A 19,908-nucleotide genomic window follows, 5' to 3' on the forward strand; every position below is an offset into this window, starting at 1 on the left:
CATGACCGCCCCTCAGTCGCTTCACGCTCAAGCCATTCCCGACAACCTGCTGAGCCTCGATGCCCGCCGTCACAGCCGCCTGGGCCGCTGGCTGGTGATCGGCGGCTTTGGCGGTTTCATCCTCTGGGCAGCGCTGGCGCCGCTGGACAAAGGCGTGCCGGTGGCGGGCAACGTGGTGGTCGCCGGCAGCCGCCAGGCGGTGCAGCATCCCACCGGCGGCACTATCGAACGCCTGCTGGTGCACGATGGCGACAGCGTCAGCGCCGGCCAGGTGCTGGTGCAGATGGACGCCACCCAGGCCCAGGCCCAGCATGATTCGTTGCGGGTGCAATACGTCAACGCCCGGGCCAGCGAGGCGCGCCTGCAAGCAGAGCGTGACGGCTTGGAAAGCATCACTTTCCCGGCCGAGTTGCAGGCACTGGTCAGCGAGCCATGGGTCGCCACCGCCCTGGAACTGCAACGCCAGTTGCGCAGCAGCCGCCGCCAGTCGCTGGACATGGAACTGGCCGGCCTGCGCGAAAACATCGCCGGCGCCGAGGCCATGCTGGCTGGCGTGCAGGGCTCGATGAGCCACAAGCAGGAACAACGCGCCGCGCTTGCCGAGCAATTGCAGGGCCTGCGCGAACTGGCCCGTGACGGCTATATCCCGCGCAACCGCCTGCTCGACAGCGAACGCCTGTACGCGCAGATCAACGGCGCGATTTCCGAAGACCTGGGCAATATCGGCCGCAGCCGCCGCCAGGTCCTGGAGCTGAAACTGCGCATGGCCCAACGTCAGCAGGAATACCAGCGCGAAGTCGGCCAGCAGCTGAGCGACATGCAGTCCAGTGCTGAAGACCTCGGCAACCGCCTGCGCAGCGCCGCCTTCGAACTGGCCAACACCCAGCTGCGCGCACCGGCCAGCGGCACGGTGGTGGGCCTGAGCGTGTTCACCAATGGCGGGGTGATTGCCCGTGGTCAGCAACTGATGGAGATCGTCCCGAGGGACGCGCCCTTGCTGATCGATGCCCGCGCGCCAGTGGAGCTGGTCGATCGCCTGCATCCGGGCCTGCCGGTGGAAATCATGTTCGTCGCCTTCAACCAGAGCAAGACTCCGCGGGTGGAAGGCGAGCTGACCCTGGTCTCGGCCGATCGCCTGGTCGATGAGCAAACCCAGCAGCCCTATTACCAGGTGCGCGCCAAGGTCAGCGATGCCGGCTTGCAGCAACTGGCCGGCCAGGACATTCGCCCCGGCATGCCGGTGCAAGCCTTCGTGCGTACCGGCGAGCGCTCGATGCTCAACTACCTGTTCAAGCCGTTGACCGACCGGGTGCATGTCGCCCTGGCGGAGGAATGATGTCGATGCGTGCGATGTGCTGCCTGCTGTTGCTGGGTGCCAGCCTTTCGGCCGCCGCCGTCGACCTGGGCGATGCCTATGCCCTGGCGGTGCGTAACGATCCGGTCTTCCATGCCGCCATCGCCGAACGCGATGCCGGCCTTGAGAGCCGCGCCATTGGCCGCGCGGCGCTGCTGCCGAACCTGTCCTACCGCTACAACAATGCCCGCAACGACTCCGAAGTGACCCAGACCAACGCCCGCGGCAACGTCACCAGCCAGCGTGACTACCGCAGCTATTCCTCGACCCTGACCTTGCAACAGCCGCTGTTCGACTATGGCGCCTGGGCCGAGTACCGCCAGGGCGTGGCCAAGGCGCTGTTGGCCGACGAGCGCTTTCGCAGCCGCAGCCAGGAACTGGCGGTGCGGGTGTTCGCCGCCTACAGCGAAGCACTGTTCGCAAACGAACAGATCGCCCTGGCCCAGGCCCAGCGGCGCGCTTATGCCGAGCAACTGCAATTGAACCGGCGCCTGCTCAAGGGCGGCGAGGGCACCCGCACCGACCTGCTGGAAACCCAGGCCCGTTACGAGCTGGCCCAGGCCCAGGAAATCGAAGCCAGCGACAACCTCGATGCGGCCTTGCGGAGCCTGCAGGCGATCATCGGCGAACCGCTGGAAGTCGCCGACCTGGCGCCCTTGAGTGGCGAATTTCGCGTTCAACCTTTGCAGCCCCTGGGTTTTGAAAGCTGGCGCGACCTGGCGGTTGCCCACAACGCCGAGCTGGCCTCCCAACGACACGCCCTGGTTGCCGCCGACTACGCCGTCGAGCGCCAGCGCGCCGGTCACCTGCCAACGTTGAGCGCCTACGCCAGCAGCGGCAAATCCAGCTCAAGCTCGGAAAGCAGCTACGACCAGCGCTATGACACCGACAGCATCGGCATCCAGATCAGCCTGCCGCTGTTCGCCGGCGGCGGGGTGTCGGCCGCGACCCGCCAGGCAGCTGCCGAGCGTGACAGTGCGCGTTTCAGCCTCGACGGGCAGATCGCCGATACCGTCAACCAGCTGCGCAAGCAATTCAATCTCTGCGCCAGCAGCACGGCGAAGATCCGTGCCTATGAACTGGCAGTCAAATCCGCCCGCGGCTTGATTAGCGCTACGCGCAGAAGTGTGGCCGGCGGTGAGCGGGTCAACCTCGACGTGCTCGATGCCGAGCAGCAGCTCTACAGCGCCCGCCGCGACCTGGCCCAGGCGCGCTACGACTACCTGCGCGCCTGGCTGCAGTTACGTTATCTGGCCGGGGTGCTGGAGCCGCAGGATTTGCAGCAATTGAATGGCTATTTTAAGAGTCGCTCGCAGGGTCTGGCGGGACGCTGAGATCAGCTTGCCGTTTGACTTGCAGCAATCAGGCGTTTGACTTGTCGTTCGCCAGGTTTTGACATAATTGCTTAGCTGCTTTGTTGGTATGTCCAATAAAAACGGGGCTTTCATGTGCTATGTTTTGACTTGCTGTGGAAGCGCTCTAGAGATAATTTGACATGCCGACTTTCAAACACCGCGAACTGGAACACCCAGCAGCTGTCATCGGCGCAACACTAGCGACTCGATAGAAAAGGCCGGTGCATGTGCACCGGCCCCGAAGATTCAACCGCTAACTCATTCAGTGTTCCGAAACCGTCTCTCGTCGCGCCGGCGGTTCTCCATGCTCGCCCTCGCTCATCACCGGCACTTCCTTGCCCTCGGCGTTGAACAGCTTGCCATCTTCGAAGTAGTCACCATCGCGCAGGGCGGAGATGTCCGAGTAGTGGATGGTGCGTTCGTAGGCGGCAGCGAACACCGACTGCTGGTCGGAGTTGCCGGTGGTGAAGTGGTTGAACACCAGGTTGAGGACGATAGCCATGATCGCTGCCGAGCTGATGCCGGAGTGGAAGATGGTCTCGAACCAGTTGGGGAACTGCGCGTAGAAGTTCGGCGCAGCGATCGGGATCATGCCAAAGCCCAGGGAGGCGGCGACGATGATCAGGTTGACGTTGTTCTTGTAGCTGACCTTGGACAGGGTGCGGATACCGCTGGCGGCAACGGTGCCGAACAGCACGATGCCGGCGCCACCGAGTACCGAGGTCGGCACTGCGGCAATCACCCGGCCCATGATCGGCAGCAGGCCGAGCACTACCAGGATCACCCCGCCGGTGGCCACCACGTAGCGGCTCTTGACCCCGGTCACGGCCACCAGGCCGACGTTCTGGGCGAAGGCGCTCTGGGTGAAGGAGCCGAAGATCGGCGCCAGGATGCTCGAGGCCATGTCGGCGCGCAGGCCGTTGCCCAGGCGTTTGGAGTCGACCTTGGTGTCGATGATTTCACCGACTGCGAGGATGTCCGCCGAGGTTTCCACCAGGGTCACCATGATCACGATGCACATCGACAGGATGGCGGCGATGTGGAAGGTCGGCATGCCGAAGTGGAACGGCGTCGGCATCGCCACCAGCGGGCCGTCGAGGACCTTGCTAAAATCAGCCATGCCCAGTGACCAGGCAATCAGGGTACCGATGACCATGGCCAGGAGGATCGACAGCCGCGAGATGGTCGCGCTGCCCAGCTTGCTCAGCACCAGGACGATGACGAAGGTCAGCCCGGCCAGGCCGATGTTAGCCATGCTGCCGAAATCCGGGGCCTTGCTGTTGCCGCCCATGACCCAGCGCGCGGCCACTGGCATCAGGGTCAGGCCGATGGTGGTGATGACGATGCCGGTCACCAGCGGCGGGAAGAACTTGGTAATCCGCGAGAACACCGGGGTAATCAGAAAGCCGATCAGCGACGCCGCCATGACCGCGCCCAGTACCCCGGGCAAGCCACCGCCACCTTCACTGCTGAGAATTGCGCCCATGGTCGCCACACCGGCGAACGACACGCCCTGCACCAGCGGCAGCTGGCAACCGAACCACGGCAGGCCGAGGGTTTGCAGCAGGGTGGCGAGGCCACCGGCAAACAGCGAGGCGGCGATCAGCAGGCCGATGTCGGCAGGGCCCAGGCCGGCCGCCTGGCCGAGGATCAACGGCACGGCGACGATACCGCCGTACATGGTCAGGACATGCTGCAGGCCATAAGCCAGGTTGGCGCCAAGGCCCAGGTTCTCGTCTTCGGGACGCTGGGCTGAAGACGTGCTAGGGGAGGACGTATTCATGGGGCAAGTTCTCAGTTTTATTGTTGTGGCGCTACTGTAGACAAGTCCTACACGGTAATGCCAGAACAATTGTATACAATTTTTAGATTTGCGTAGGAACAGTCCTACCCATGGTTTGGCTTCAGGGCTGGATGCAGATTCTGTTCCAAGAGCCACAGGCCAGCGCCACAGGGCCTCGTGCGGGCACCGTGGGGCTGGCTATAAAGCTGTCCAAACGGACAAGAAAGGTATTTGGAGGAAGGTAGGTAGGAAGCTAAGAGTTTCTAAACTTCGATCAGTTGGTGGAACTCGCGCTCCAGTTCGGTGCGATCGGCCAGATTAAGCTCGATCAGGCGGCACAGATGCTCCAGCGAAGGCAGGTCGATATGCAGGCAGATAAAGCCGAGCTGCTGTTCATCGATATGGCGCAGTTGCACCTGCATCTCGACCTGCGCGCCTTCACCCAGGTGAATCACCGCATCGAACAGCTCTTCGAGGTCGGCGTCCCAGGGTTCGGGGTATTCGATCAATATGCCCTTGAGGGAGATGTCCAGCAGGCTGACCTGCCAACGGTGTTCGCCTTGCACCAGTTCGGTGGGGGCGTCGAAGGCAATGCGTTTGAAACGTCGACGTTCTAGGTGGTCGCTCATGTTCAGGCACTCCGGGGTTCTTCCTGACTATAGCTCAGCACTTGCCAAGGCCCGCGCAAGGGCGCATAACGAGATTTGTTCAACCACGCTGGAAGGCTCTAGACCAACGTGGGGGCTGGCCTTTCCTGCCAGTATCGCTAGACTCGAAAGGCTGTCTTTTATCCACTAGCTGGAAGCAAACCATGAACAACAATAATAGCCTGCTACGCCACATTCCGTGGCTGGCGCTGGCAGTCATAGGAGCCTGTGCGCTGGGTGTGGTTGCCCTGCGTCGTGGCGAGGCCATCAACGCCTTGTGGATCGTCGTCGCCTCGGTGGCCATCTACCTGGTCGCCTACCGCTACTACAGCCTGTTCATCGCCACCAAGGTGATGCAGCTGGACCCGCGTCGGGCCACCCCGGCGGTGGTCAACAACGACGGTCTGGACTACGTGCCGACCAACAAACACATTCTTTTCGGCCACCACTTCGCCGCGATTGCCGGCGCCGGCCCGTTGGTCGGTCCTGTGCTGGCGGCGCAGATGGGTTACCTGCCCGGTACGCTCTGGCTAATTGCCGGGGTGGTGCTGGCCGGTGCGGTACAGGACTTCATGATCCTGTTCCTCTCCACCCGCCGCAACGGCCGCTCGCTGGGTGACATGGTCCGTGAAGAAATGGGCCGTATCCCGGGCACCATCGCCCTATTCGGCTGCTTCCTGATCATGATCATCATCCTCGCGGTGCTGGCGCTGATCGTGGTCAAGGCCCTGGCCGAGAGCCCGTGGGGCATGTTCACGGTGATGGCGACCATCCCGATCGCGATGTTCATGGGCATCTACATGCGCTACATCCGCCCGGGCCATATCGGCGAGATCTCGCTGATCGGCGTGGTGCTGCTGTTGCTGTCGATCTGGCTGGGGGGCCAGGTTGCCGCCGACCCGGTCTGGGGCCCGGCGTTCACCTTTACCGGCGTGCAGATCACCTGGATGCTGGTGGGCTACGGTTTCGTCGCCGCCGTGCTGCCGGTCTGGCTGGTGCTGGCGCCGCGTGACTACCTGTCGACCTTCCTCAAGATCGGCACCATCGTTGGCCTGGCCATCGGTATCCTGATCATCGCCCCGGAGCTTAAAATGCCGGCGCTGACCCAGTTCACCGACGGTACCGGCCCGGTGTGGAAGGGCACCCTGTTCCCGTTCCTGTTCATCACCATTGCCTGCGGCGCGGTATCGGGCTTCCATGCGCTGATTTCCTCGGGGACCACGCCCAAGCTGCTGGATAACGAAGTCAACGCCCGCTACATCGGCTACGGCGGCATGCTCATGGAGTCGTTCGTGGCGATCATGGCCATGGTTGCCGCTTCGGTGATCGAGCCAGGCGTGTACTTCGCCATGAACAGCCCGGCCGCGGTGGTCGGCTCTGATGTCGTCTCGGTAGCGCAAACCGTCAGCAGCTGGGGCTTTGCCATCACCCCTGATGCCCTCGAAGCGGTCGCCAAGGACATCGGCGAGCACACCATCCTGGCCCGTGCCGGCGGTGCGCCGACCCTGGCAGTGGGTATCGCGCAGATCCTTCACCAGGTGCTGCCGGGTGAAAACACCATGGCCTTCTGGTACCACTTCGCGATCCTGTTCGAGGCGCTGTTCATCCTCACAGCGGTGGACGCCGGTACCCGTGCCGGGCGCTTCATGCTCCAGGACCTGCTGGGCAGCTTCGTGCCTGCGCTCAAACGCACCGAATCGTGGGGCGCCAACCTGCTCGCCACCGCCGGTTGCGTGGCGCTCTGGGGTTACCTGCTGTACCAGGGCGTGATCGATCCGCTAGGTGGTATCAACACCTTGTGGCCGCTGTTCGGCATCTCCAACCAGATGCTCGCCGGTATCGCCCTGATGCTCGGCACGGTGGTGCTGATCAAAATGAAGCGCCAGCGCTACATCTGGGTCACCTTGCTGCCTGCGGTATGGCTGCTGATCTGCACCACCACCGCCGGCTTCATCAAGCTGTTCGACCCGAACCCGGCGGTTGGCTTCCTGGCCCTGGCCAACAAGTACAGCGCCGCGCTCGACGCCGGCCAGGTGCTGGCCCCGGCCAAGGACATCGGGCAGATGCAGCACGTGATCTTCAACGCCTACACCAACGCGGCCCTGACCGGCCTGTTCCTGTTCGTGGTCTTCAGCATTCTGTTCTTCGCCCTCAAGGTCGGCATCGCTGCCCTGGGCAAAAAAGAGCGGACTGACAAAGAGTCCCCGTTCCAGGCCCTGCCGGATGCGTAACCCAAGAGGAATGCAGTGATGTTCAACGATCTCGGTCGACTGGGTAAGTACCTGGGGCAGGCAGCCCGCCTGATGGTCGGCATGCCCGACTACGACAACTACGTCGAGCATATGCAGACCAAGCACCCGGACAAGCCGGTGATGACCTACGAGGAGTTCTTCCGCGAACGCCAGGAGGCACGTTACGGCGGCAAGGGTGGGCCAAAGTGCTGTTGAAAAGCGGCATGCAAGGCCAGTGACAAAGCTGTGGGAGCCCGGTTCGCGCCGGGCTCCCACAGTCATTTTCAGCGTTCAGGAGTATCCGCTTTGTTAGCTCCCATTCCCGTTACCGTGCTCAGCGGCTTTCTCGGCGCCGGCAAGACCACCTTGCTGCGCCACCTGCTCAAGGCCGAGCACGGCCTGAAGATCGCCGTGATCGAAAACGAATTCAGCGATGCCGGCATCGATACCCAGTTGCTCGGCGATGAGCCGGTGCAGGTCATGACCCTGGCCAACGGCTGCGTGTGCTGCAGTATCCACACCGACCTGACCAAGGCGCTGTTCCTGCTGCTCGAGCGCCTGGACAGCGGCGAGATCGCCTTCGACCGGCTGGTGATCGAATGCACGGGCCTGGCCGACCCGGCGCCGGTGGCGCAAACCTTCTTCATCGATGAAGAGCTGCGCGAGCGCTACATCCTCGACGGCATCATCACCCTGGTGGATGCCGCGCACGCCGATCAGCACCTGACCCAGGCCATTGCCCAGGCCCAGGTCGGTTTTGCCGACCGCCTGCTGGTGAGCAAGACCGATCTGGTCGACGCCGCCAGCTTCCAGGCCCTGAGCGAGCGCCTGGGGCGGATCAACCGCCGTGCGCCGATCCGGGTGGTGGAACACGGCAAGATCGATCTGGCCGAGTTGCTCGATGTGCGGGGTTTCAACCTCAATGCCAGTCTGAACGTGCGCCCGGTAGTAGCGGCGCCGAGTGTCGACCGGATCTCCAGCATGGTCCTGCGCACCGACCTGCCGCTGGATATCGACCGCCTCAGCGAGTTCATGAACCAGTTGCTTGAAGAGCACGGCAAGCAACTGCTTCGCTACAAAGGCGTGCTGAACATTGCCGGCGAAGATCGGCGCCTGGTGTTCCAGGGGGTGCTCAAGCTTTATGGCTTTGATTGGGATACCGAGTGGGCAGAGGGGGAAGTGCGCGAGAGTGTGATGGTGTTCATTGCCGACGATTTGCCAGAGGCGAAGATTCGCGAAGGGTTTGAGGCTTTGACTTTGTAGGGGCGGGCTTGCCCCGCGATGCGATGGTGCGATCACTATTGCATCGCGGGGCAAGCCCGCTCCTACAGGTACAAAAAAGCCCGGCTCTAGAGCCGGGCTTTTTCACATCACAACTGAGCTTAGTTGCCGTATACCGGCAGCTTGGCGCAGATGGCCTTGACCTTCTCGCGAACGGCGTCGATCACCGCTTCGTTGTTCAGGTCGGCGAGGATGTCGCAGATCCAGCCTGCCAGTTCTTTACACTCGGCCTCTTTGAAGCCACGAGTGGTCACAGCCGGGGTGCCGAAGCGCAGGCCGGAGGTGACGAACGGCGAACGTGGGTCGTTCGGTACCGAGTTCTTGTTGACGGTGATGAAGGCGCGACCCAGGGCGGCGTCGGCGTCTTTACCGGAGATTTCCTGCTTGATCAGCGACAGCAGGAACAGGTGGTTCTGGGTACCGCCGGAGACCACGTCAAAACCGCGCTCGATGAACACACCGGCCATGGCCTGGGCGTTCTTCACCACTTGTTGCTGGTAGGTCTTGAACTCAGGCTGCAGCGCTTCTTTGAAGCAGATGGCCTTGGCGGCGATCACGTGCTCCAGCGGGCCGCCCTGGGCGCCCGGGAATACTGCGGAGTTGAGCTTCTTCTCGATCTCGGCGTTGGCACGCGCGAGGATCAGGCCGCCACGTGGACCGCGCAGGGTCTTGTGGGTAGTGGTGGTGACCACGTCGGCGAATGGCACCGGGTTCGGGTACACGCCTGCAGCGACCAGGCCGGCAACGTGGGCCATGTCGACGAACAGGTAGGCACCGACCTTGTCGGCGATTTCACGGAAGCGTGGGAAGTCGAGGATCTGCGAGTAGGCCGAGAAACCGGCAACGATCATTTTCGGCTTGTGCTCGACCGCCAGGCGCTCGACTTCGTCGTAGTCGATCAGGCCGTTGGCGTCGATGCCGTACTGGATGGCGTTGTACAGCTTGCCCGAGGAGCTGACGTTGGCGCCGTGGGTCAGGTGACCGCCGTGGGCCAGGCTCATGCCCAGGATGGTGTCGCCGGCCGACAGCAGGGCCAGGTAGACGGCGCTGTTGGCTTGCGAGCCAGCGTGCGGCTGGACGTTGGCGTAATCGGCGCCGAACAGCTCCTTGGCACGGTCGATGGCCAGTTGCTCGACCACGTCGACGTATTCGCAACCGCCGTAGTAGCGCTTGCCCGGGTAGCCTTCGGCGTACTTGTTGGTCAGCACCGAGCCCTGGGCTTCCATGACAGCGGGGCTTGTGTAGTTTTCCGAGGCGATCAGCTCGATATGTTCTTCCTGGCGCTGAGCTTCTTGCTCCATGGCGGCAAAGAGATCGGCGTCGTACTTGGCAATGGTCAAATCACGGCTGAACATGGCGGTCCTCAAGGATCGTGCTGAAATAGGCGGGCATTCTACCTCATCAGCTTTTGTCTGGCATATGAAAGGGCATCATGTCGCAGACAAGTGGGGCTCATGAGCGACAAGCTGCAAGCTTCAAGCGGCAAGTCAAAGGCCGGACGCGTAACGCTTCTAACTTGCCGCTTGTAGCTTAAGGCTTGCAGCTTTCTGCCTATTCGAACATGAACAGGGTTTCGTTGCTGAACTGCGCCTCGAACTGATGCGCCGGCATCGGTCGCCCGAACAGGTAGCCCTGCACTTCGTCACAGCCGTGTTCACGGAGGAACTCCAGCTGTTCGTGGGTCTCGACGCCCTCGGCGATCACCGCCAGGTTCAGGCTGTGGGCCATGGCGATGATCGCCCGGGCGATCTGTGCATCCTGCTCGCCCTCAGGCAGACCGTCGACGAAGGTGCGGTCGATCTTCAGCACGTCGATGGGGAACTGCTTGAGGTAGTTGAGCGACGAATAGCCGGTGCCGAAGTCGTCGACGGCGATGCTCAGGCCGAGGTTCTTCAGGCTGTCGAGGATCACCATGGCCTCGTTGACCTCGCGCATCAGGATACTTTCGGTCAGCTCCAGCTCCAGGCATGCCGGCGGCAGGCCGGTTTCCTTGAGGATGGTGGCGATGCGTTCGCCCAGCTGGCCGTCGGAGAATTGCCGCGCCGAAATGTTCACCGACACCTTCGGCACCCGCACCTTGGCCTGGTGCCAGGCCTTGAGCTGGCGGCTGGCTTCCTTGAGTACCCAGTCGCCGACATCGACCACCAGGCCCAGCTCCTCGATCACCGGGATGAAATCCCCCGGCGGTACCAGCCCGCGCCGCGGATGACGCCAGCGCAGCAACGCCTCGGCACCGGTCAGGCGCTTGCCGTCGCCGCTGAACTGCGGCTGGTAATAGAGGATGAATTCGTTCTGCTCCAGGGCATGGCGCAGGTCGCTTTCCAGCTCCAGGCGCTCCAGGGCACTGGCGTTCATGTCGGCCTGGTAGAACTGGAAGTTGTTCTTGCCGCGCTCCTTGGCGTGGTACATGGCGGTGTCGGCGTTCTTCATCAACTGGCTGAGTTCGCTGCCGTCCTGCGGGCTCAGGGCGATGCCGATACTGGCGGTGACGAAGAACTCGCGGTTCTCCAGCACGAACGGTCGCACCAGGCTGCCAAGGATCTGCTCGGCCACGTGAATGGCCCGGTTCAGGGCCATTTCGCGGGTGGCGCGCGGTTGCAGCAGCAAGGTGAACTCGTCGCCGCCCATGCGCGCCACGGTGTCGTCGTCATCGACGCAGTCGAGCAGGCGCTCGGCCATGTCCTTGAGCATGCGGTCGCCCGCGGCATGGCCGAGGGAGTCGTTGATCGGCTTGAAGCGGTCGAGGTCGAGGAACATCAGCACCACCCAGGCCTTTTGTCGCTCGGCTTGCTGCAGGGCAGTGTGCAGGCGGTCCTGGAACAGGGTGCGGTTGGGCAAGTGGGTCAGGGCGTCGTAGTAGGCCAGGCGATGGATGCGCTGTTCGCTGGCCTTGCGCTCGCTGATGTCGGTAAAGAAGCACACGTAGCTGGCCAGGTCGCCTTCATCGTCGAGCACCGCGGTAATGCCGACCCAGGCCGGGTAATGTTCGCCGCTGCGGCGCTTGAGCCACACTTCACCTTCCCAGGTGCCGCGCTGGTGCAGTTGTTTGAGCACGTAGCGCAGGTGTGCATCCTGGTGCTCATCGACGGTCAGCAGGCTCGGCAACTGGTCCAGCACGTCGGCCACGGCATAGCCGCTGACGCGGCTGAAGGCTTCGTTGGCCTGGACGATGTAGCCGGCCGGGTCGGTAATGAGGATCGCCGAGGTCGAGTGCTCGAACACCGTGGCGGCCATGCGCAGGTCTTTCTCGGCGCGGCGCTGCTGGCTGATGTCGCGGCCCACGCCAAGGATGCCCTCGAAGCGCTCCTGGTCATCCCAGACCAGCACCAGGCGCAGCTCGATCGGGATCTTGCGGCCATCGGCGCGCAGGCAATCGAACAGGAACAGCTGGGTCGGCAACTGGGTGCGCAGCAGTTCCATCTGTTCGGGGTCGCCCAGGGCCTTGTTGACCCGCTCGACCAGGCTGTAGATACCGGTGAGCTGGGCCGGGTTGGCGATGGTCGAGTGCCAGCCGTTCTCGAAAATCCACTCCACTTCAAAGCCCAGCACCGCCTGGATCGACGGGCTGACGTAGTTCAGTTGCAACTGGCTGTCGGTGGAGAAGATCACGTCGCTGATACTTTCGGCGAGCATGCGGTAGCGCTGTTCGCTGTCGCGCAGAGACTCGCTGGCCTCGATCTGCTCGGTAACGTCCTTGCCGACGCCGATGATCCGCGTCACGCAACCTGCGCTGTCGCGGGTCAGGGCCTGCTCGCGGATGTCGAAACGCAGCCAGCGCTGGTCGTGGTGACGGAAGCGCAACTGGCAATGCAGTTGCTCGACGTAGCCCGAATCGCGTTGCTGCTGGCGCAACTGGTGATAGAGCTGGGCGTCGTCCGGGTGCAGCAGCACCTCCCAGAAATGGTCGCCCATCTGCGCAAGCTCGGTGCGGCTGTAACCCAGGGTCTGGCCGAGGTTGCGGTTGCTGAAGATCATCAGCTGGCTATGCACGTCCTGGACGTACAACTGGTCCGGCACGGTGCGCACCACATCCGACCAGAAGCTTTCGCGCTCGAGCAACGACAGCTCGACCTGCTTGCGGCTGGTGATGTCGCTGATGCTGAGGATCACTGCCTGGTAATCGCGGCGCTGCTGCGGGAAACGCACCATCAGCCACAGGTGCAGGTCGTCGCCACCGGGCACCGGCAGGCGCATTTCCAGCTCCAGCTGCTGCTGGTTGTCGAGGATCGCCCCGAGGAGCTGGATGCCGATGCCTTCGTTGCCGGTCTGCGAGCCTTCGACCAGGCGTTGCCAGGCACTGTCGCAACAGTTGACGCCCAGCAGTTGCAAGGCCACCTGGTTGACCTCGGTGACTTTCAGCTCCTGGAGCAAAATCCGCCGCAATGGCTGGTCGAAGGCCAGGCGCTGTTCCAGCGCCGGGCGGCTGCGCAGGCGATAGCGCTCGAGCTGGCCGGGCAGGCCCGAGAGATCTAGCACGCACAGGGCGACCCCGGTGCCTTCGAAGATGTCGTGATAGCGTCGGCGGCTTTCCTGCAGCAGGCGATGGCGGCGGCGCATGTTGATCAGCGCCAGCAGCGGGATCAGCGCGCAGAACAGCCCGAGCATGCATTTGCCGATCAGCGCCGGCAGCAGTTGCTGGCGGGCAAGGCCGGCATCGAACAGGCCGCGCAGTTGCCAGGTACTGTTGTCGAGGAACGCCAGCATCACGCTTTGCAGCGGCTCGTCGCTGCCGGGGGTCGGCTGGTGGCGGTTGATGATCTCGCCGGTGCGGCTGTTTTCCAGCAGCCACAACGGGTGATTGGGGCGGTCCAGGTGGTTGGTCAGGTCGCTGTAGTACCCCGGGGCCAGGCGCAGGAACCAGTAGCCGCTGGGCGCCTCGCCCGGCTGGCGCAGCAACAGGTAGACCTGCTGGTTGTCGGCACTGTTGCTGTAATAGAAGTCGCGGCCCTGGTTGAGCCGCAGCAGTTCGTCCAGTGCCTGGTAATCGGGTGTATCCTTCAGGCTGTCGGCCTGCAGGCTGCCATCGGCACCAATCCAGGCGACGCTGAGCAGCTTGGGCTGCTGCTGGCGCAGTTGCGCGATGACCTGCGCCAGTTGCTCAGGGGCAGGCGATGAGCGGTAGGGCTGGATCTGGTTGAGCGCCACCTGGGCCTTGAGCGCCATGTTCAGGCTCATGTGGTCGGCGAGCTCGGCGCTGGCGTTCAGGCTGTGCTGGTACTGGTCAGCCTGGGTATGACGGAACTGGGCGATCAACTGCCACAGCAGCAGGCCTAGCAGCAACAGCACCAACAGGGCCAGCGCGCCTTTCAATGAGCCGCGCAGCGGCGAGCCTGACGCAGTGGCCGGCTTGCGCAGGGATGACGGCTGAGTGAGATTGGTCAAACGTTGATCCTGCGGTATGGCTGGATGGCAGGTTTAGAGCTGCTGGTTGGCAAGTGCCGCGTTCCTGGCGACGGCTCCGGTTGCGCACTATAAGCCGGACGCCCGAAGGGCGGCTAGCATGCCCGCAAACGTGGCAAAGTGCCAGCCCTGTTCGTCGGCGGTTTGCCCAACCCGGCGCATTACGGTAGCTTTGGCCCTTTCCTGGGCGCCACGGCGCCCTTCATCTGTTTCGTTTCTATTTTTTCGTCTCTGACGCTAGGTTTTTCCATGGCTCAATACGTCTATACCATGCATCGGCTGGGCAAGGTTGTCCCGCCGAAGCGGGAAATCCTCAAGAACATTTCGCTGTCCTTCTTCCCCGGCGCCAAGATCGGCGTGCTCGGCCTCAACGGCTCGGGTAAATCCACCCTGCTGAAAATCATGGCGGGTGTCGATACCGAGTTCGACGGCGAAGCCCGTCCGATGCCGGACCTGAACATCGGCTACCTGCCACAGGAGCCACAGCTGGACCCGTCCAAGACCGTGCGTGAAGTGGTCGAGGAAGCGGTCAGCGTGATCAAGGACGCCCAGGCCCGCCTGGACGAGGTCTACGCCGCCTACGCCGAGCCGGATGCCGACTTCGACAAGCTGGCCGCCGAACAGGCCAAACTCGAAGCCATCCTCCAGGCCAGCGACGGTCACAACCTCGAGCGCCAGCTGGAAGTGGCCGCCGACGCCCTGCGCCTGCCAGCGTGGGAAGCCAAGGTCGAGCACCTGTCCGGTGGTGAGAAGCGCCGTGTGGCCCTGTGCCGCCTGCTGCTGTCGGCCCCCGACATGCTCCTGCTCGACGAACCGACCAACCACCTGGACGCCGATTCCGTCGCCTGGCTGGAACACTTCCTTCACGACTTCCCGGGCACCGTGGTCGCGATTACCCACGACCGGTACTTCCTCGACAACGTTGCCGGCTGGATCCTCGAGCTCGACCGCGGCGCCGGTATTCCGTACGAAGGCAACTATTCGGGTTGGCTGGAAGCCAAGTCCGATCGTCTGGCCCAGGAATCCAAGCAGCAGTCGGCCCATGAAAAGGCCATGAAGGAAGAACTGGAGTGGGTGCGCAAAGGCGCCAAGGCACGTCAGTCCAAGTCCAAGGCCCGTCTGCAACGCTTCGAAGAAATGCAGTCGCAGGAATTCCAGAAGCGCAGCGAGACCAACGAGATCTACATCCCGGCCGGTCCGCGCCTGGGTGACAAGGTCATCGAGTTCAAGAACGTCAGCAAGGGCTATGGCGATCGCGTGCTGATCGACAACCTGTCGTTCTCCATGCCAAAAGGCGCGATCGTCGGCGTGATCGGCGGTAACGGTGCCGGTAAATCGACTCTGTTCCGCATGCTGATGGGCAAGGAACAACCGGACTCGGGCAGCATCGAGATCGGTGAAACCGTGCAACTGGCCTGCGTCGACCAGAGCCGTGAAGACCTCGACGGCAACAAGACCGTGTTCCAGCAGATCTCCGACGGCTCCGACCAGCTGCGCATCGGCACCTACGAGATTCCGTCGCGCACCTACGTTGGCCGTTTCAACTTCAAGGGCGGCGACCAGCAGAAGTTCGTCAAGGACCTCTCCGGTGGTGAGCGCGGCCGTCTGCACCTGGCCCTGACCCTGAAAGAGGGCGCCAACGTCCTGCTGCTCGACGAACCGTCCAACGACCTCGACGTCGAAACCCTGCGTTCGCTGGAGGAAGCCCTGCTGGACTTCCCGGGCGCCGCTATCGTGATTTCTCACGATCGCTGGTTCCTGGACCGTGTGGCGACCCACATCCTGGCCTATGAAGACGATTCGCAGGCGGTGTTCTTCGAAGGCAACTACACCGAGTACGAAGCCGATCGCAAGAAACGCCTGGGCGAAGCGGCTGCCCAGCCTCACCGCGTACGGCACAAAAAACTGGCATGACCCTCAGGGGTTTGCACTGAAACGGGGCCTTCGGGCTCCGTTTTTTTTGCCCGAAATTTACCCCGGCCCTGTAGGAGCGGGCTTGCCTCGCGATACGGCTTAACATGTATACACTTATACAAATGCACCATTTAATTTCATAAAAACGACATTGCGCCCTGTTGCGGTGCCGTGGCTTCTTGGTAAAGTCGAGGAAAAAACATAAGTCCAACTCCATCTGGTGAATGTCTACATGATCGAATCTGTCGAAGATTTCCTCGCGCGCCTCAAGCAACGCGACCCGGCCCAGCCTGAATTCCATCAGGCGGTCGAAGAGGTGCTGCGCAGCCTCTGGCCGTTCCTCGAAGCCAATCCCCACTACCTGCAGGCCGGTATCCTCGAGCGTATGGTCGAGCCTGAGCGGGCGATCCTGTTTCGTGTGTCGTGGGTCGATGACCAGGGCAAGGTCCAGGTCAACCGCGGCTACCGCATCCAGATGAGCAGTGCCATCGGCCCGTACAAGGGCGGCCTGCGCTTCCACCGCTCGGTGAACCTTGGCGTGCTCAAATTCCTGGCCTTCGAACAGGTATTCAAGAACTCCCTGACCTCGCTGCCCATGGGCGGCGGCAAGGGCGGCTCGGACTTCGATCCGAAGGGCAAGAGCGATGCCGAAGTCATGCGCTTCTGCCAGGCATTCATGAGCGAGCTGTACCGCCACATCGGTGCCGACCTCGATGTGCCGGCCGGCGATATCGGCGTTGGCGCCCGCGAGATCGGCTTCCTGTTCGGCCAGTACAAGCGCCTGGCCAACCAGTTCACCTCGGTGCTGACCGGCAAGGGCATGACTTACGGCGGCAGCCTGATCCGCCCGGAAGCCACCGGCTACGGCTGCGTGTACTTCGCCGAAGAAATGCTCAAGCGCCAGGACCTGCGCATCGACGGTCGCCGGGTGGCCATCTCCGGCTCCGGCAACGTTGCCCAGTATGCGGCGCGCAAGGTCATGGACCTGGGCGGCAAGGTGATCTCGCTGTCCGACTCCGAAGGCACCCTGTACTGCGAAGCCGGCATGAGCGACGAGCAGTGGGATGCGCTGATGGAGCTGAAAAACGTCAAGCGCGGCCGTATCAGCGAGCTGGCCGAACGTTTCGGCCTGGAGTTCCGCAAGGGCCAGCGCCCCTGGAACCTGGCCTGCGACATTGCCCTGCCATGCGCGACGCAGAACGAACTGGACGCCGAAGACGCCCGCACCCTGCTGCGCAACGGCTGCCTCTGCGTGGCTGAAGGCGCCAACATGCCGACCACCCTCGAGGCTGTGGATATCTTCATCGAGGCCGGCATTCTCTTCGCCCCGGGCAAGGCCTCCAACGCCGGCGGCGTGGCCGTCAGTGGCCTGGAGATGTCGCAGAACGCCATGCGCCTGCTGTGGACCGCCGGTGAAGTGGACAGCAAGCTGCACAACATCATGCAGTCGATCCACCATGCCTGCGTGCACTACGGCGAAGAGAACGGCCGCATCAACTACGTCAAAGGCGCCAACATCGCCGGCTTCGTCAAGGTTGCCGATGCCATGCTGGCCCAGGGCGTGGTTTAAGCCTCGGGTTCGACGGCGACGACTTCGGGTGCTTGCGGCCTATTTGTGTCGATAGGCGCGCGCGGCGTCGCGATCCTTTTCTTCCTGCCACTGCTCATCGCGCTCATCCCAGTGACGGGCGCGATACTCCTGCAGGTCCTGGTTCTCCTGCATGGCGTGGCACTGGCGAAAGCCGTCGTCCCAGCCGGACTCGTACTGGCGGTTGTGCAGGTAGCGCGGCACGTCTTTGCGAAAGTCCCCGGCCATCACCCCGGCGGCCTGGCGACCGCTGCTGCAACCGTCCTGGAAGCCATCGGCATAGGCCGGTGGGTAACCTTGATTGATCAATTGCTCATGGGTTGTCTGGCAACCTGTGAGCACACCCATTACCACCATTACCAGCCAGTACCGCCGCATGTTCAGACTCTCCGCTTGCCAGGGAAAGTCTAGGCGGGCAATTGTCGGCGGCGTGTCAAAAGGATGTGATCAAGGTATTGGGGCCTTGCTAATAGTGATACCACTTGAGCTCCAGCATCACCTCGTTCTGCGCTGACGCAAGCTTGCTGAAGTCGCGGCTGGCACTCAAACGTACACCCAGATCGCGGGACAGCTCCCACTGCTGATTCAGACTCAGGCTACGGCGCACCTCGCCATTGGTGAAGTAGTCGGCCTTGGCCTCGACGCTCAGGTTGCCCAGCGGGTTGCGCCACAGCATCCCGGTATTGAAGCCTGCAGCCGGCGCAATGAAGCCGGCGAAGTCATTGTTGTGCTCGACGCGCACCGTGCCCAGGGCAAAGCCCAGTACGTCATCGGCCAACTGCCAGGTAGCGCCGGCGCCGCCGTTGACGTGGCTGACCAGCACCTCGTCGCCGTGCTTGCCCAGCACTCGCTCAAGCCCCCCGGCGACCTGCCAGGACCAGGGTTGCAGCAGGGCGTTGCGCGGGGTCAGCGAGCGGATGGTCGCCAGGTCCAGGCGCTGCACCTGCCAGTCGTTGCCTTCGTACTGGCGCAGCTTGAGCTGGAGGATCTCGATCTGTGCGCCAAGGGGGAAGCCGTAGGCGTTGTCGTTGAGGTCGTGATAGGCCATGCGCAGGCCATATTCGGCGTAGGCGCGATCATCGCGGCTGCCCAGGCCCAATTGCCAGGTACGTGACTGGTGGCCGTCCTCAGGCAAGCCGGGGCGCTCGATCTCAAGCTCCGGCGGCGGGTTGCGGTTGATTGCCCGTAGCAGCTCGAAGCTGCGCTTGGTCCGCGCCGGGTCGCGCTCCTGGCCGTTGGCGCGGTAACGCTCCAGGCGGTAGGCGGCGTCCTGCACCAGGGCCTGGCGCTCGCGGGGCAGGGCGGTGAACGCGGGGCTTTGCAGTTGCGCGGTGTCGGCACTGACGGCCAGCACCTGTTGCTGTTCCTCGGCCTCCAGCGGCTTGGCGCGCTCCAGCAGTTCGCGCTCGCGCGACGGCCGGTAGTCGATACGCTCGACCAGGCCGGCCTGCTTGACCGCCTTGACCGTGTCGGTGGGGATCGCGGTCAGCGGGAACTGCGAAGTCAGGTCCAGGCTCGGGCGCGCCACCTGCAGCAGCTCGAGCAGGCGGTAGGAGCAGTTTTCGTCGAAGAAGAAGTAGTCGAACTGGATCTGCTTGAGTTCCCAGACGTGCTCGACCATGCGCCCGGTTTCTTCCGGGGTCAGGTTCAGCCGGTATTCCCACAGGTCGCGGTTTTCCAGGCTACGGTACTCGGAGAGTTTCTCTTGGTAGGGCACCAGGGCGAACAGGCCCGGGTAGCCGCCCATCAGGCCCTTCCAGGCATAGAGGATGCTGTTGTCGCTGCCTTCGATATAGGCGCCGAAGTTGATCGCGTAGCTGAGCAGGGCGGTTTCGTTGCTCTGCACGTCGGCCTGGTCGATGCGTAGCAGGGTATGGCCGAACATCGACGAGGGGCTGTTGAGGTAGGCGGCCGGGAAGATCATCACCGCACTGTGCGGCGAGACGTCCTTGAACCACTGGGTGTAGTCCTTGCAGTCCGGGCGCGGCAGGTCGTCCAGTTGCAACTGCTCGCGCAGCCAGCGGGTACGTGCCGGGAACACGCACTGGGCATGTTTGTCGCCCAGGCTCGTCGGTGCGTACAGCGCCTTGACGGTGGCGCGCAGCTCCTGGTCGGGGTGATGGGCACCGTCCTGGGCAAGAAAGAAGCGTTCGTCATCGACATAGCTGCGCCAGCCGCCCAGCTTGGCCGTCTCGTAATGGCCGAGGGCGATCCAGTAGCGGTCGGCCGCCAGTTGCTTAAGGCGTGCTTCATCGAATGAAGGGGCAGCATGCAGCGGGGCGCAGGCACAGAGCGCCAGGTAGGCAAGGCGTTTGAGCATGTCGGGCAACTAAGTCTGAATGATGCCGATAGAGG

Annotated in this window: 13 protein-coding genes; 7 read left to right on the forward strand and 6 right to left on the reverse strand. The window is 63.1% G+C overall.

Annotation, left to right across the window (positions count from 1 at the left end; translation table 11 throughout):
* Position 1: 1 nt before the first annotated feature.
* Both LOY34_RS03495 and LOY34_RS03500 read left to right on the forward strand, forming a co-directional pair.
* Positions 2 to 1,336 carry an HlyD family type I secretion periplasmic adaptor subunit gene (locus LOY34_RS03495; RefSeq protein ID WP_195885650.1) on the forward strand — a complete coding sequence of 445 codons (1,335 nt, stop codon included), beginning with the start codon at positions 2 to 4 and terminating at the stop codon, positions 1,334 to 1,336.
* 5 nt (positions 1,337 to 1,341) lie between these two features.
* Positions 1,342 to 2,688 (forward strand): TolC family outer membrane protein, encoded by a 1,347-nt coding sequence (locus LOY34_RS03500; protein WP_195885651.1) that lies wholly within the window; start codon positions 1,342 to 1,344, stop codon positions 2,686 to 2,688.
* Between the two features lie 283 nt (positions 2,689 to 2,971).
* Here LOY34_RS03500 and LOY34_RS03505 read toward each other — a convergent pair whose 3' ends face one another.
* Positions 2,972 to 4,492, reverse strand: a complete 1,521-nt coding sequence (locus LOY34_RS03505; protein WP_195885652.1) for a nucleobase:cation symporter-2 family protein — start codon at positions 4,490 to 4,492, stop codon at positions 2,972 to 2,974.
* A 263-nt stretch (positions 4,493 to 4,755) separates the two neighbouring features.
* Positions 4,756 to 5,121 carry a PilZ domain-containing protein gene (locus tag LOY34_RS03510; protein WP_093387872.1) on the reverse strand — a complete coding sequence of 122 codons (366 nt, stop codon included), beginning with the start codon at positions 5,119 to 5,121 and terminating at the stop codon, positions 4,756 to 4,758.
* Between the two features lie 182 nt (positions 5,122 to 5,303).
* Here LOY34_RS03510 and LOY34_RS03515 point away from each other — a divergent pair, with 182 nt between their 5' ends.
* The 3 genes from LOY34_RS03515 (at position 5,304) to yjiA (ending at position 8,633) form a co-directional block, all read left to right on the forward strand.
* On the forward strand, positions 5,304 to 7,370 hold the full coding sequence (locus LOY34_RS03515; RefSeq protein WP_045195915.1) for a carbon starvation CstA family protein: 2,067 nt from the start codon (positions 5,304 to 5,306) through the stop codon (positions 7,368 to 7,370).
* Positions 7,371 to 7,388: 18 nt separating this feature from the next.
* Positions 7,389 to 7,586, forward strand: a complete 198-nt coding sequence (locus LOY34_RS03520) for a YbdD/YjiX family protein (protein WP_010226397.1) — start codon at positions 7,389 to 7,391, stop codon at positions 7,584 to 7,586.
* 90 nt (positions 7,587 to 7,676) lie between these two features.
* On the forward strand, positions 7,677 to 8,633 hold the full coding sequence (yjiA, locus tag LOY34_RS03525; RefSeq protein WP_195885653.1) for a GTPase: 957 nt from the start codon (positions 7,677 to 7,679) through the stop codon (positions 8,631 to 8,633).
* 119 nt (positions 8,634 to 8,752) lie between these two features.
* Here yjiA and glyA read toward each other — a convergent pair whose 3' ends face one another.
* Positions 8,753 to 10,006: a serine hydroxymethyltransferase gene (glyA, locus tag LOY34_RS03530; protein ID WP_093387878.1), complete on the reverse strand. Its 1,254-nt coding sequence runs from the start codon at positions 10,004 to 10,006 to the stop codon at positions 8,753 to 8,755.
* A 196-nt stretch (positions 10,007 to 10,202) separates the two neighbouring features.
* Entirely contained in the window at positions 10,203 to 14,033 is a 3,831-nt protein-coding gene (locus tag LOY34_RS03535) for an EAL domain-containing protein (protein ID WP_195885654.1), read from the reverse strand.
* Between the two features lie 267 nt (positions 14,034 to 14,300).
* Between LOY34_RS03535 and ettA the strand changes: the two genes are divergently transcribed.
* Positions 14,301 to 15,965: an energy-dependent translational throttle protein EttA gene (ettA, locus tag LOY34_RS03540; RefSeq protein ID WP_045195926.1), complete on the forward strand. Its 1,665-nt coding sequence runs from the start codon at positions 14,301 to 14,303 to the stop codon at positions 15,963 to 15,965.
* A 232-nt stretch (positions 15,966 to 16,197) separates the two neighbouring features.
* Positions 16,198 to 17,535 (forward strand): NADP-specific glutamate dehydrogenase, encoded by a 1,338-nt coding sequence (gdhA, locus tag LOY34_RS03545; RefSeq protein WP_045196574.1) that lies wholly within the window; start codon positions 16,198 to 16,200, stop codon positions 17,533 to 17,535.
* A 39-nt stretch (positions 17,536 to 17,574) separates the two neighbouring features.
* On the opposite strand, the gene LOY34_RS03550 is transcribed toward gdhA, so the two are convergent.
* Positions 17,575 to 17,931 carry a lipoprotein gene (locus LOY34_RS03550; RefSeq protein WP_045195929.1) on the reverse strand — a complete coding sequence of 119 codons (357 nt, stop codon included), beginning with the start codon at positions 17,929 to 17,931 and terminating at the stop codon, positions 17,575 to 17,577.
* 88 nt (positions 17,932 to 18,019) lie between these two features.
* Positions 18,020 to 19,873, reverse strand: a complete 1,854-nt coding sequence (locus LOY34_RS03555) for a DUF4105 domain-containing protein (RefSeq protein ID WP_195885655.1) — start codon at positions 19,871 to 19,873, stop codon at positions 18,020 to 18,022.
* Positions 19,874 to 19,908 lie beyond the last annotated feature (35 nt).

It is taken from the genome of Pseudomonas sp. B21-009 (genome assembly GCF_024749345.1).
In the GTDB taxonomy this organism is placed as follows: domain Bacteria; phylum Pseudomonadota; class Gammaproteobacteria; order Pseudomonadales; family Pseudomonadaceae; genus Aquipseudomonas.